This window comes from Marinobacter sp. MMG032, from assembly GCF_040112695.1.
GTDB lineage: Bacteria > Pseudomonadota > Gammaproteobacteria > Pseudomonadales > Oleiphilaceae > Marinobacter > Marinobacter salsuginis.
The window spans coordinates 2,774,841-2,788,185 of the sequence record NZ_CP157802.1 but is presented as its reverse complement, the minus strand read 5'-3'; the positions used below and the strand labels follow the sequence as shown (position 1 = coordinate 2,788,185).

The window sequence follows — 13,345 nt, the reverse complement described above, 5'->3', positions numbered from 1 at the left end:
CTCAGGGAGTTCCAAAACGACGACGCTCCCTTTCATCGAAACCGTAAATGGCCTCGGAAATACTCGATGAAGCCCCATCACTGCCACCAAGGCCCTTCAGCTGGATCTGGAACAGTATACGGCTATCGAGCTCCCGGTCGTCGGTCAGATAGTTCTGGTGAACAACCTGAACACTCCAGCAGCAGTTATTGTATTCCAGTCCGGCCAGGGATCCGACGGTCCGGTCAAGGTCGGAATCATAGACCCAGCGGCCGATCAGACTAACACGGTCCGATACCGGGAAAACCGCCGCAATGTCCGACTGTTCCAGTTCGTCCCGGCTGTAGGTGTGCCCAACACTGGCCAGGTAGCGATAATCACTGGAGTGGAAGAGCAACTGACTCCGGCCTTCCTCCGTGTTACCGGTATCCGGATCCCACAGCCCGGAAGAACGGATCTCGAGAGTATCCAGTGGGTTAAGCACCACCTCGCCCGCAAGGGGAGAACGACTCCGGGTACCGGCACCCTCACCAAACAAGGTGACCTCGCGATCTTCAAAATACTGCACCTGACCGATACTGAACCGGGCACGCTCGGCGCCGGTGAGCAGATCATTGAAACGGCTGGTCAGGGCCACGGTCAACTGGTTGGCATCGCCTACGCGGTCGCCGCCGGTGAAGCGGTCCGGACGAAACAACTGCTCGAAGCGAAAGGTCTGGAGGTCGGTGTCGAAATCCGGGATGTCGTTCTGGTCCCGATCAGCATCGGCCCAGGCGTAATAGAGGCGGGGCTCAAGGGTCTGGTTATAGGGCACATCGAACAGGCTGCTCTGCCGGTCGAAATACAACCCGTTATCCCATTCGGCAACCGGCACGGTGCGATCGAAGGCGCCATCGCCCAGGGTGTAGTCATCCAGATCGTAGCGAGTGTAATCCACGCTCACCGAGGGCCGGCTGAATCCCCACAAGGCCCGCATCGGCAACGCCAGCTCCGGTCGCGCCCGGAAGCGCTGGCCGTTGGCACGATCGAGACCGGTCAGGGCCTCGTTATCCCGATAGAAGACCGTGTACTGGCTTTCCACACTGGCTTCCACAACGCCGGCATCGGTCTGCCCCGCGTAGATTATTTCAGGCAGCTGGGCATAGGGTTTGTCGACATCGGCGATGCGGTCGCTGATGGTCTGGTAGTCATTGAGGTAGGCGTCAAAGTACTGCTGGTCGCTCCGGAAAGTCACCCCGCCCTTTCTCTGCAGGTGGGTGGCCTGGTTGATCTCCAGGCTGCGGTTAAGGTCGCTCAGATAGTCCTCGTCGCTTACCACGGAAAAATCCCCGTAGCCGCGCCAGCCACCGCCAAAGGCGGCCCGGGTGGTGGCATCCAGGGCCCAGCGCTCTCCGGACTCACCGGGATTCTCCTCCTCGAACGCCGAATCATTACCAATATAACCAAGCTGCAGGGTGGTTTCCCCGAGCGAACTGAGGTACCGACCCTCAACTTCGTTGAAAAGACCCCGGCCATGTATGTACTGGGGCGTCAGCGTCGCATCGTAGTGGGGTGCCAGATTGAAGTAGTAGGGAACAGCGATGAAAGCGCCACTGCCAGCACTGGAGGAGCCGAACTGAGGGTACAGGAAGCCGGATTTGCGGCGATCATCAATGGGGAAGCTGGCCCAGGGCCAGTAAAAAACCGGTACATCCAGGACTTCCAGCCGAACATGCTTGGCAGTGCCAAACCCCTCCGCCCGATCCAGGCGAATGTCCGAGGCGACGATGGCCCAGTCATTCTGTCTGGGGCCGCAGGTGGTGAGCAAGCCGTCTTGAATGATCACCTGCTCCTCGCTGATACGCGACAGGCTGCCGGCATTGCCACGCATTTCCGGCCCATGCAGCAGAAAGGTCGCCGTATTGATGTCGAGGCGACCGGTTTCCACATCATAATTAGCGTCCTCACCAGTCAGTAAAAAGCCTTCACCTCGACTGACCAGTGGCCCCTGGACCGAGACGGCGCCGCGCTCCTGACTGTAACGGGCTTCCGAACCGGTTACCTGGAAGCCGCCCTGGCGAATCCGGACGTCGCCCTGGAGAAACAGCTCGCGATCGATCTCATACCGCGCATTCAGGCCACTGGCTTCCAGCGGTTGTTCGGCATCGCTGCCATTGGCAAACGCACCGCCAACGCCGTCGGCACCACCAGAAGGCATATAGCCTCCCTCGCAAAACAAAGGCAACGAAGACCGAACCTCAGAGGGCAGTTCCGCCCTGGGGCGCCAGTCAATTTCCGCGGCCGACGGCGCTGCCTGGGCATAACCTGCGGAACTTCCGCCCCCCAGAAACGCGGCCAGCAGCAAATGACCATACCGGCTCTGCCACCGGCTTTGCGGTGATTGCAGTGGGCGTTCGGGACATGGCACGGTGGCTGGATCCTGTTCCGGGTGAATTGGAGGACGGGCGATAATAACCGCCGACTAGTTTACACGTGCCCTCCGGGGTTGTTAACGGAAACTCCGCTGCAAAACCGATTTACCCTCTTTATACTCCTCTGCTAACTTTCGCTGTCAGCGACAACTTATTTTCAGGATCGCAACCCGAGTTATGGATACCCGCCTGCAGTTGCTGACCAACTGGGTCAGACAGTTCCCCGGCTTCGAACAGAGCGAAGCCGAACCGGTCTCCGGCGATGCCAGTTTTCGCCGCTATTTTCGGGTCTGGCAGCACGCCGGTCAGGCGAAAACTAACGGTGGCGATGTTCCGTTTATCGTTATGGATGCGCCCCCGGAACACGAAGACTGCGAACCCTTCGTGGCCATCGCACGGCACTGGCATCAGCAGGGAATTGCCGTGCCCGAAATCGTCCAGGCTGATCTGGAACACGGCTTCCTGTTGCTGGAAGATTTTGGCGACCAGCTGATGCTTGGCCAACTGAACGAGGAGTCCGCCGACCGGCTGTACCGGAATGCCCTTGAGGAACTCACTCTCATTGCCCGCCAGCCCTCTCCCGAGGAGTACCCACTGCCTCCCTACGACGCCACCCTCCTGGAGCAAGAGATGGCGCTGTTTCCGGACTGGCTACTGGAACAGCATCTGGGCATGCAGCTGGAGAACTGTGAGCGGGCTTTGCTGGACACCACGTTCTCCATGCTTCGGGAAAGCGCCCTGGCGCAACCGGAAGTAACGGTTCACCGGGACTACCACTCCCGCAACCTGCTGGTCCGCCCCTACGAAGCACGCCCCGGTGTCATTGATTTCCAGGATGCGGTCACCGGGCCAGTCACCTACGATGTCGTGTCGCTGCTGAAGGATTGCTACATCCAGTGGCCGGAGAAACGGATCTGCGACTGGCTGGAGGTGTTTCGACAGGGCAGCCGGGACGCAGGGCTGCATCGGGCCGATCCGGAAACCTTCCGTCAGTGGTTTGAACTTATGGGCATGCAGCGCCACCTGAAGGCCGCCGGGATTTTCGCCCGGCTGTCGATCCGCGACGGCAAACACGGTTACCTCAATGACATTCCGCGAACCGTGCAGTACCTGATCGTTGCCAGCAGCCGGCAGCCGGCTCTGCGCCATTTCCACGAATGGCTCTGCGATACGGTTATGCCGCGCATCGAGGCGAGCATTGGCCCGGCCCCCGGCCAGGAGCATTCGCACCAGTGAAAGCCATGATTCTCGCCGCCGGCAAAGGTGAACGCATGCGGCCGCTGACCCTGGCCACACCAAAGCCCCTGCTCAAGGCCGCCGGAAAGCCTCTGATCAGCCATCACCTGGACCACCTGCGGCGAGCGGGATTCCGCGAGGTGGTCATCAACCACGCGTGGCTGGGCGACCAGATTGAGGAAACGCTGGGCAATGGCGATCAGTTCGGCCTGTCAATTCAATACTCCCGCGAGGGCGAGCCCCTGGAGACCGCCGGCGGCATAGTGCGCGCCCTGCCCCTGCTGGCCGATGATGAAACCGACTGGTTCCTGGTGATCAATGGCGACATTTGGAGCGATTTCGACCTGGCCCAACTGATACCGCCGGCCGACGCCGACGCGCTGCTGGTGGTCACCCACAACCCGCCACACCATCCCGAGGGAGACTTTCACCTGACGGACCAGGGATTGCTCATGGACGACGGGCCGGACAAGTTGACCTTCACCGGCATCAGCCTGTTGCGCCGGTGCCTGTTCGACGGCCTGACAGACCGGGCGGGAAAGCTCGGGCCGGTGCTGCGCAACGCCATGAGCGATGGCCGTGTGAGAGGCCTTTACTATCCGGGACAATGGGTAGACGTGGGCACCCCGGAACGCCTGCAAGCGCTGGACAGCCAACTGGGCAGAACGGAATCCGAAAGCCATGGCAGGCAGTAACAGACAACCGGTGTTGCCGGCCCGGATGGAAGCCGAGTTTTCCAGCCTGATGCGGGAACTCTCGGCGTGCGGCCACCAGGCTCCAGCGCTGATCGAACGCGCCCGCCTGCCCCGCTGGTGCAGGCGCCCCCTGTTTTTCTTTCTGGGCTACATCGCCAAATCAGAGGGTCGTGTGACCGAAGCCGACATCGGTTATGCCGAATCCCTGATAAAGGCCATGAAGCTGTCGAAGCGTCAACGACGACGCGCCATTGGCTGGTTCCAGGACGGCAAGTCAGCCGGGCAACTGCCCTTCATCCGCGGCCTGGCCATGCGCCTGTCCCGCCGCCTGTGGCCAGCACCGGCCCTGAAAACCGCCATCTGCCTGTGCCACGCCAGTCAGCTTAACGGTCGGCCCGGCAAGCCCAGACGCTACCGCTGCGAAGATGCTATTGATCAGATTGGTCTGCCGGTCAGCGTCACCGAGGACATCTTTGACAGCTATGCCAGCAAAGTCTGGACCCGGCACAGCGAGAATCTCTCCAGACCTAACAGTTATCAGCAAGCCTGTGAGATTCTAGGGGTTACCCGACGGGATTCTCTGGAGGTGATAAAACGGGCCTACCGCAAGAAGGTATCCGAGTGCCATCCGGACAAACTGGCCCAGCAGCAGATAAGCGCCCGTGACCAGAACCTCGCCAAAGAACGTCTGCTCTACTATCAGCAGGCCTGGGAGCTGATCAAGCGTCACAACACCTAGGCCACGCCTAGCGGGACTCAAGCCAGGCGGCAACGCGGCTGGCGACCGTATCGCCCAGAGTTCCGGGTGCGGGTGTGAGCCAGGGCACCGGCTGTCGCTCAAAGCCACTCATCCCGGCCCGACGCAACCTCATGCCAACACTCCAACCTGATCGATCATCAACGTCTCCGGAGGGATACAGCTCCAGCAATTCCGTGCCCAGCGACTCGAGACGTTCCGGCAGATCTGGCCTGTCGACCGGGTAAAACTGCGGAGCCACCCAGACAAGCGCAGAAGCATTGCCACCCTCCAACACCTGGTTGGTCACGTGTATGCTGGCCCGCCCGACTCCCAGAACAGCCGGAGCCTCATAGCCCCGCTCCACCAGAAGAGCCAGTCCGGCCGCGAGCATCTGGTTGATTCGACTTCTGTAGCGCGCCTCGAGATCGTCGGCGCTCTCTGAGGCCATGACGTCAATCATGACCGATTCTGATGCTTGCTGCTCCTCTGCATCCGCTTCAGCCGCCGGTTTCTCTGACACCGGCCGCATCAGGATCTCACTCAGTACCGGTGAAGGCGATTCCAGGCCCAGCGTGAGCACGGCCCATCCCCGCGAAGCCAGCCCCGCCGCCAGCGCTCCGGTCACGCCGGAGGCGGCGGTTTCGCCCTCGTCCGACAGAGCCAGCACGGCACCACGGGCCGGCAGCCGGGCTTCCGGATAGAACAGCCCCAGCGCCCGGTCCCCCTCCTCAAGTTCCAGCCATACCGCCGCCTCGGGAAAGCTCTGGTTAAGGGAGCGCTCCCCGGTGCCCGTCCAGACCAGGGCCCGGCTTGCAGAATCGGTAGCCGGCGCCGCCGAATCTCCAGGCTCGGCGGCCTGATCACCCTCTTCCTGGCCGAAGACAGCCGAGGGCACGGCAAACATCAGGGCCAGGATGACAGACCGGAACACGACCGGCCGGTAAAACTCGAATCTCTGCACAGATACTGATCCTTTGACTGCGAAAAAACGCGACTGAGCTGTTAGACTAGCAGCCATCCTGAATGTGCGGCAGGGACCGCTGACCACGCCATTATCCATTGTTGTGAGAGAGCCGTCATGAACCCTTACCTGATTGCCCCATCCATCCTGTCCGCCGATTTTGCCCGCCTTGGCGAGGAAGTCGACAACGTGCTGGCCGCTGGCGCAGATGTCGTGCACTTCGATGTCATGGACAATCACTACGTGCCCAATCTCACCATTGGCCCCATGGTCTGCGAGGCCCTGCGCAAGCATGGCGTGACCGCCCCCATCGATGTCCATCTGATGGTATCGCCGGTGGACGACCTGATCCGTATGTTTATCGACGCCGGCGCCAGTTACATTACTTTCCACCCGGAAGCGACCAATCACATTGACCGGTCACTGCAACTGATCCGCGATGGTGGCTGCCAGGCCGGCCTGGTGTTCAACCCGGCCACGCCCCTGCATTACATGGATCATGTGATGGACAAGCTGGACATGGTACTGCTGATGTCCGTGAACCCCGGTTTCGGCGGCCAGAAGTTTATACCGGGCACCCTCGACAAGCTCCGGGAAGCCCGCAAACGCATCGATGCCAGCAACTACAACATCCGCCTGGAAATCGACGGCGGCGTGAAGACCGAGAACATTCGGGAAATCGCCGAGGCCGGTGCCGACACCTTCGTGGCCGGTTCCGCCATCTTCAATACGGACGACTACAAGGCCACCATCGACGCCATGCGCGAAGAGCTGGAGCAGGCCCGCAGGGTGATCAGCCAATGAGCCTGGCGGGTTTGTTCAACGCCCGCTGGCCAGGGGTTGCCCTGTTCGATCTGGACGGCACCCTGGTGGACAGCGCGCCGGATCTTGCGGCAGCGATTGATCAGATGCTCGAGCATCTTGGCCGCTCCCCCGCCGGGATTGACCGGGTGCGGAATTGGGTCGGCAACGGCGCCAGTGTGCTTGTGCGCCGGGCCCTGGCAGGCCAGGTGGACTGGGAACCGGCGCGGCCGAAAGACGATGCCCTGTTCAACGATGCCCTGGCAATCTTCTATCACGCCTATGGCACCATCAATGGCCGGCATTCGGTGGTATATGCCGGCGTCGAGGCCTGTCTCACACATCTGAAAAACCAGGGCTGCCGGCTGGGCATTGTCACGAACAAGCCGGAACAGTTTGTGGCGCCGCTGCTTGAACAGATGGGGCTGGACCACTGGTTTGATCTGACCGTGGGTGGTGACACCCTGCCGGTCAAGAAACCGGACCCGACGCCCCTGCTTCATGCCATGGAGACGCTGGGGGGAACCCGGGGAACCACGGTAATGGTGGGCGACTCCGGGGCGGATATTAACGCCGCACTGGCAGCGGGCATTCCCTGCGTGGCGGTCCGCTACGGCTACAATTATGGGCCAGCCGTAGATACCCTGGGCGCGGATGCGGTTGTTGATTCGCTGGCCGAGCTTTTGTAATCTCACAAGGAACTTACATTGAGCACTTCTTTACGGGAGATTCCTGCCGTGCAGGGACTGAATCTGACTGCAGCGCGAGGCATCCTGACAACCCGCGCAACACGATGGTGGCGATGGCGCACCGGCTGAGCAAGCCCGGCGGCCGACCGGCTCCTGCCCGTCGAGCCCGCAGCACCTGATGGAAGCACTGGCTTCCGTCCACAATGCAGATCAGATTTCAGGAAACCGTACCATGACACCCGAGCAATTCTCCGAGCTCGCCAACGCCGGCTTTAACCGCATCCCTGTGTACCGCGAGGTTCTGGCCGACCTCGATACGCCTCTGAGCACCTACCTCAAGCTCGCCAGCGGGCCGTATTCCTATCTGTTCGAGTCCGTTCAGGGCGGCGAGAAATGGGGCCGTTATTCCATCATCGGCCTGCCCAGTCATGAAGTGCTAAAGGTTTTTGACCACCGGGTGGAGATCAGCCGCGGCGGCGAGATCGTCGAAACCGAAGAAGTCGACGACCCTCTGGCGTTTGTCGAGGCCTACCAGAAGCGCTTCCACGCGCCCGACCTGGGCGAGCTACCCAGGTTCAACGGTGGCCTGGTAGGCTACTTCGGCTACGACACCGTGCGCTACATCGAAAAGCGCCTGCGCCAAAGTTGTCCACCGGACAAGATCGGCACGCCGGACATTCTGCTGATGGTGTCCAACGAGATCGTCGTGTTCGACAACCTGCGTGGCAAACTGCACCTGATTGTCCATGCTGACCCGGCCGTTGAGGGCGCCTTCGAGAAGGCACACAGCCGCATTGATGAGTTGGAGAAGCACCTGCATCGGCAAACCGCCGACGCGCCGCGCACGCCTCAACACCTTCGCGGCAAAGCCGTGGACGAGAGCGACTTCGTCTCCGGCTTTACCCAGGACAAATTCGAAGCGGCCGTGGACAAGATCAAGGGCTACGTGCTCGACGGCGATGTCATGCAGACGGTGATTTCCCAGCGCATGTCGATTCCCTTCGAAGCACCGCCGCTCAACCTGTACCGCTCACTTCGGGTGCTGAACCCGTCACCGTACATGTACTTCCTGGATCTGGAGGACTTCCACATCGTTGGCTCCTCCCCGGAAATCCTGGCCCGGGTGGAGGACGAGGAAGTCACCGTTCGCCCCATCGCCGGTACCCGCAAGCGCGGCGCCACCGATGCCGAGGACAAGGCCCTGGAAGCGGAACTGCTTGCCGACCCGAAAGAGATTGCCGAGCACCTGATGCTGATCGACCTGGGCCGCAACGACGCCGGCCGGGTATCGGAAACCGGCACGGTCCGGCTCACCGATAAAATGATTGTCGAGCGCTACTCTCACGTGATGCACATTGTTTCGAACGTCACCGGCCGGCTGAAAGACAACACCAGCTGCCTGGACGTGCTTCGGGCCACCCTGCCCGCCGGCACCCTCAGTGGCGCGCCCAAGATCCGGGCCATGGAAATCATCGATGAACTGGAGCCGGTGAAGCGTGGGGTCTACGGTGGCGCCGTGGGCTATCTGTCGTTCAACGGCAACATGGACACGGCTATCGCCATCCGTACCGCCGTAATCAAGGACAACACCCTGCACATCCAGGCCGGCGCCGGCGTGGTGGCCGATTCGGTGCCCCGCCTCGAGTGGAAGGAAACCATGAACAAGGGCCGCGCCATTTTCCGGGCAGTGGCCATGACTTACAACGATTTCGACCACTGAGGCGGAGGAACGGATTATGTTGCTGATGATCGATAACTACGATTCCTTCACCTACAACGTGGTGCAGTATCTGGCCGAGTTGGGCGCCGATGTGCAGGTGTACCGGAACGATGAAATTACCATAGAACAGATCGAGGAACTGAACCCGGAACGGCTGGTGATTTCCCCTGGCCCCTGTACTCCGAACGAGGCCGGCATCTCCATGGAGGCCATCCGGCACTTTGCCGGCAAGCTGCCGATCCTGGGGATCTGCCTGGGGCACCAGGCCATAGGCCAGGTCTACGGCGGTGACGTTATCCGGGCCGGCCGGGTCATGCACGGGAAGGTGTCCCCGGTCTTCCACAAGGACACCGGCGTATTTCGGGGCTTGAGCAACCCGCTGCAGGCCACCCGCTACCACAGCCTGGTCATCGACAAGACCACCCTGCCGGACTGCCTGGAAGTGACCGCCTGGACCCGCAACGACGACGGCTCCATCGAGGAAATCATGGGGGTTCGCCACAAGACGCTGCCCATTGAGGGCGTGCAGTTCCATCCGGAGTCTATTATGACGGAACAGGGCCACGAACTGCTGCGCAACTTTCTGAGATCACAATAAGAGGCCGACACATGGACATGAAAGAAGCTCTCAACCGCATTGCCTCCAACCTGGACCTGTCCCGGGAAGAGATGAAGGACGTGATGCGTATTGTCATGAATGGCGAGGCCACGGACGCCCAGATTGGCGCGTTTCTCATGGGGTTGCGTCTCAAGAGCGAAACCATCGATGAAATTACCGGCGCCACCGAGGTCATGCGCGAACTGGCCACCAAGGTAACGGTCAAGGCCGAACCTCTGGTGGACATCGTTGGCACCGGCGGCGATGGTGCCAACCTCTTCAACGTGTCTTCCGCTGCCTCGTTTGTGGTAGCCGCTGCCGGCGGCTTTGTGGCCAAGCATGGTAACCGGGCGGTCTCGTCCAAGAGCGGCAGTGCCGACTTGCTGGAAAAGCTGGGTATCAACCTGAGCATGAAACCGGAGGAAGTGGCCCGCTGCGTCGAGGAAATCGGTGTCGGCTTCATGTTCGCTCCCGCTCACCACGGCGCCATGAAACACGCCATCGGCCCCCGCAAAGAGTTGGGTTGCCGGACCATTTTCAACATCCTGGGACCCATGACCAACCCGGCGGGCGTCAAGCGCCAACTGGTGGGCGTGTTCAACCGGGAACTCTGCCGCCCCATGGCGGAGGTGCTGCATCGCCTTGGGGCCGAGCACATCATGGTGGTTTGCTCCAAAGACGGCCTGGATGAGATCAGCCTGGCCAGCGCCACCCACGTGGCGGAACTGAAAGACGGCAAGGTCACCGAATACGACATCACCCCGGAGGATCTTGGCATCAAGAGCCAGGCTCTGGTGGGCCTGACCGTGGACACCGCCGACGATTCCTTAAAGCTGATAAAGGCAGCTTTCGGTCGTGGTCACGACGAAATGGCCGAGAAAGCCCGGGACCTGATTGCCCTGAACGCCGGCGCAGCCATCTACGTCGCTGGTTTGGCCAAGACGCCGAAAGAAGGTGTGGATATGGCCCTGGACGCCATGGGCTCCGGCCTCGCTGCCGGCAAGATGTCGGAGCTGGCTGATTTTTCACAGTGCTTTTGATCGGATAAGACTGCCGGATTTCGGCAGGACGACCCGGTGGGGCAGGGCTTGCCAAAACACGCCCGTGAATACGTCCCTGTAGGGCTTGGCGTCAGCCATCCATGGCTGACGACAGTTTTGGCAAGCCCTGCCCCACCGGCTCTCGCTAACTACTTGCAGGCCGCTAATGACTGAACGACATCTGGATAAGACGCCTACGATTCTTCGCAGGATTGTTGATCGGAAGTGGGAAGAGATCGACGAGCGGAAACCGAGGTTTTCCATTGCAGACCTGAAAGCCATGGCCGGGGATCAACCTGCAGCCAGAGGCTTTGCCAACGCTCTGCGCCGCCGGATTGAACAGCAGACTCCCGCTGTTATCGCCGAGATCAAGAAAGCGTCACCCAGCAAGGGCATTCTGCGGGATCCGTTCGAGCCGGCCGTTATTGCCGAGAGCTACGAAATCGGCGGCGCCGCTTGTCTGTCGGTACTCACCGACCGCGACTTCTTCCAGGGCCACGAGGACTATCTGGTCGCCGCCCGCAATGCCTGCAGCCTGCCGGTAATTCGCAAGGATTTCATGGTGGCGCCCTACCAGGTCTATGAAAGCCGGGCCATTGGCGCCGACTGCATCCTGCTGATTGCCGCCTGTCTGACCAAAGACCAGATGCAGGAACTCGAAGGCATTGCCCATGAGATCGGCCTGGATGTATTAGTTGAAGTGCACGATGGTGAGGAATTGGACGATGCGTTGACGCTGACGACGCCTCTGGTCGGCATCAACAACCGGAACCTGCATACCTTTGATGTGTCGTTGGACACCACGTTTGATCTGCATGAGCGGATCTCCCAGGACCGGCTTACCATTACGGAAAGTGGCATCATGAGCCGCAATGACGTCGAGGCCATGACCAACCGTGGGATCTACGGTTTCCTTGTGGGCGAATCGTTTATGCGTGCCGAGGAGCCTGGCTCAAAACTGCGAGAAATGTTTTTTTCTCAAGGCTAACTCCCAATTATAAACAGGCCGGCGGGAGGGACCTGCCAAAATCGTGCGGAGCCATGGATGGCGGAGCCGAGCGTACATGGACGTATTTACAGCGTATTTTGGCAGGTCGTACCCGCTGGACTGTGCACAAAAGTACGCAGCAGGCAATTGATACTAGGCTTCGGCCAAAGCCTCCTGCAAAAGTTCCAGAAGATGCGCCGGCATGCCCTCGGCCAGCTTGAGTGCTGCCTCGTGCCCACGGGGCGACATCTTGCCCCAGGTCCGGCGGACAATGCGTAACCACTTTTCCCGGTCGTAGTCCGCCTTTTCCTCATAGAAATCCGCGAAGTACTTCTCCAGGAACACCATGCAGGCCACGTCCTCCAGGAGTTGCGTATCGGCATCCTGCCTTAGCTCCCGCTTGGTAAGAATGGTCTCCACCCGCTCACACTCCTCCTGCGGATAACCGCACTCCGCCATGATCTCCGCCGCCCGCCGGCCATGCATCCGGCCACAGGCCTGGCGCCATTGATAATAGGCTTTACGGCCTTCCGGATAGTCCTTCCGGGGCATGGTCCAGCGCTCAATGTGCTGGGCCCGGCAGGCGATCTGCATGCGTTCGGAAGGGTCGGATTCAAGCTCGAACAGCCAGCGGGTCATGTGCAGGCTGTAAGCGTATTCCTTCGGCAGGTGTTCGTCGCTAAAGGGTTCCAGCTTGGGATCGGCCTGGTTTGCTGTGTCGATCGCCGCCAGCGCGCACTGGAGTCTTGAATCCATTGTGGTCATTTACGTCTCTCTTTCGCTTACGACCTCAGGCCTGGGCCGAGGGGCGGGCCTTGATTCGGTCGTACCAGGCCTGCAGATTGGTCTGCTCCGGCTGGATCCGGATACCTACTACTCGGGCAAAGGCCACTGTTGTGAAGGCGTTGATATCAGCAGCTGTAAATCGATCGCAGCAGATGTATTCCTTGCCAGCCAGTTGCTTGTCGAGGAAATGCATGAACTTCTCGACACTCTTGCCGCACTCTTCTCCCCACTCCTTGATCGGGTTCATCCGGTCCTTGAAGTAGCCGGTGGTGTGCTGGAAGCACATGCCGGTAGGCATGAAGAAGAACAGCTCAATCCACCGCAGCCATTGCTCAAGCTGCGCCTTTTCGAGCGGAGTATCACCGAGAAGGCTCGGTGTATCCGGGTAGCTTTCCTCGAAATAACGGCAGATGGCCATGGTCTCGGCGATGCAGGTGCCGTCATCGAGCTCCATTACCGGCACTTTCTTCATCGGGTTTCGAGCAACAAATTCGGGGGTCAGGTTTTCACCCTTCTGCAGGTCGATTTCGATGAATTCGGCCTTGTCCAGCAACCCCTTCTCAGCCATGAACATACGGACACGACGCGGGTTGGGGGCGGTTTTGGTTTCGAAGATTTTCATTATTATGGGCTCCGTTCCTTATCAATGACGGCTTTGGTGGTTCAAAACGAGAAGACTGACGGGAAAGAAGAGTTGCGTCA

General features: G+C 60.3%; 13 protein-coding genes. 9 read left to right on the top strand and 4 right to left on the bottom strand.

Features of this window, described 5'->3' with window-relative positions; all coding sequences use genetic code 11:
* Position 1 precedes the first annotated feature (1 nt).
* Positions 2–2,323 (bottom strand): LPS-assembly protein LptD, encoded by a 2,322-nt coding sequence (locus ABNF92_RS12730; protein WP_349344088.1) that lies wholly within the window; start codon positions 2,321–2,323, stop codon positions 2–4.
* Between the two features lie 244 nt (positions 2,324–2,567).
* Here ABNF92_RS12730 and ABNF92_RS12725 point away from each other — a divergent pair, with 244 nt between their 5' ends.
* From ABNF92_RS12725 to ABNF92_RS12715, 3 genes are read left to right on the top strand one after another with little or no spacing between them, the layout of a single operon-like run.
* Positions 2,568–3,626 carry a phosphotransferase gene (locus ABNF92_RS12725; protein WP_349342337.1) on the top strand — a complete coding sequence of 353 codons (1,059 nt, stop codon included), beginning with the start codon at positions 2,568–2,570 and terminating at the stop codon, positions 3,624–3,626.
* The gene (murU, locus tag ABNF92_RS12720) at positions 3,623–4,321 is read left to right on the top strand and encodes an N-acetylmuramate alpha-1-phosphate uridylyltransferase MurU (protein WP_349342336.1); all 699 of its coding nucleotides are present in this window, start codon (positions 3,623–3,625) and stop codon (positions 4,319–4,321) included. Before ABNF92_RS12725 ends, murU begins: the two co-directional genes overlap by 4 nt.
* Positions 4,308–5,060: a DnaJ domain-containing protein gene (locus ABNF92_RS12715; protein WP_349342335.1), complete on the top strand. Its 753-nt coding sequence runs from the start codon at positions 4,308–4,310 to the stop codon at positions 5,058–5,060. Before murU ends, ABNF92_RS12715 begins: the two co-directional genes overlap by 14 nt.
* A gap of 7 nt (positions 5,061–5,067) precedes the next feature.
* Here ABNF92_RS12715 and ABNF92_RS12710 read toward each other — a convergent pair whose 3' ends face one another.
* Positions 5,068–6,021, bottom strand: coding sequence for a DUF3530 family protein (locus ABNF92_RS12710; protein WP_349342334.1), 954 nt, complete (start codon positions 6,019–6,021; stop codon positions 5,068–5,070).
* Between the two features lie 117 nt (positions 6,022–6,138).
* Between ABNF92_RS12710 and rpe the strand changes: the two genes are divergently transcribed.
* From rpe to trpC, 6 genes are all read left to right on the top strand, one after another.
* Complete coding sequence (rpe, locus tag ABNF92_RS12705; RefSeq protein WP_153633980.1) at positions 6,139–6,825, top strand: ribulose-phosphate 3-epimerase; 687 nt, start codon at positions 6,139–6,141, stop codon at positions 6,823–6,825.
* Positions 6,822–7,511, top strand: a complete 690-nt coding sequence (locus tag ABNF92_RS12700; RefSeq protein ID WP_069182080.1) for a phosphoglycolate phosphatase — start codon at positions 6,822–6,824, stop codon at positions 7,509–7,511. The genes rpe and ABNF92_RS12700 overlap by 4 nt, the downstream gene beginning before the upstream one ends.
* 232 nt (positions 7,512–7,743) lie before the next feature.
* Positions 7,744–9,231, top strand: a complete 1,488-nt coding sequence (trpE, locus tag ABNF92_RS12695; protein WP_349342333.1) for an anthranilate synthase component I — start codon at positions 7,744–7,746, stop codon at positions 9,229–9,231.
* A 16-nt stretch (positions 9,232–9,247) separates the two neighbouring features.
* Positions 9,248–9,829, top strand: coding sequence for an aminodeoxychorismate/anthranilate synthase component II (locus ABNF92_RS12690; protein ID WP_136630036.1), 582 nt, complete (start codon positions 9,248–9,250; stop codon positions 9,827–9,829).
* Positions 9,830–9,840: 11 nt separating this feature from the next.
* Complete coding sequence (gene trpD / locus ABNF92_RS12685) at positions 9,841–10,869, top strand: anthranilate phosphoribosyltransferase (protein ID WP_108018454.1); 1,029 nt, start codon at positions 9,841–9,843, stop codon at positions 10,867–10,869.
* Between the two features lie 166 nt (positions 10,870–11,035).
* The gene (gene trpC, locus ABNF92_RS12680) at positions 11,036–11,857 is read left to right on the top strand and encodes an indole-3-glycerol phosphate synthase TrpC (protein ID WP_349342332.1); all 822 of its coding nucleotides are present in this window, start codon (positions 11,036–11,038) and stop codon (positions 11,855–11,857) included.
* Positions 11,858–12,010: 153 nt separating this feature from the next.
* Here the strand turns inward: trpC and ABNF92_RS12675 are convergent, their stop codons facing one another.
* Both ABNF92_RS12675 and ABNF92_RS12670 read right to left on the bottom strand, forming a co-directional pair.
* Positions 12,011–12,622: a DUF4202 domain-containing protein gene (locus tag ABNF92_RS12675; protein ID WP_349342331.1), complete on the bottom strand. Its 612-nt coding sequence runs from the start codon at positions 12,620–12,622 to the stop codon at positions 12,011–12,013.
* Positions 12,623–12,647: 25 nt separating this feature from the next.
* Positions 12,648–13,265: a glutathione S-transferase family protein gene (locus ABNF92_RS12670; RefSeq protein ID WP_222465493.1), complete on the bottom strand. Its 618-nt coding sequence runs from the start codon at positions 13,263–13,265 to the stop codon at positions 12,648–12,650.
* Between the last annotated feature and the right edge of the window lie 80 nt (positions 13,266–13,345).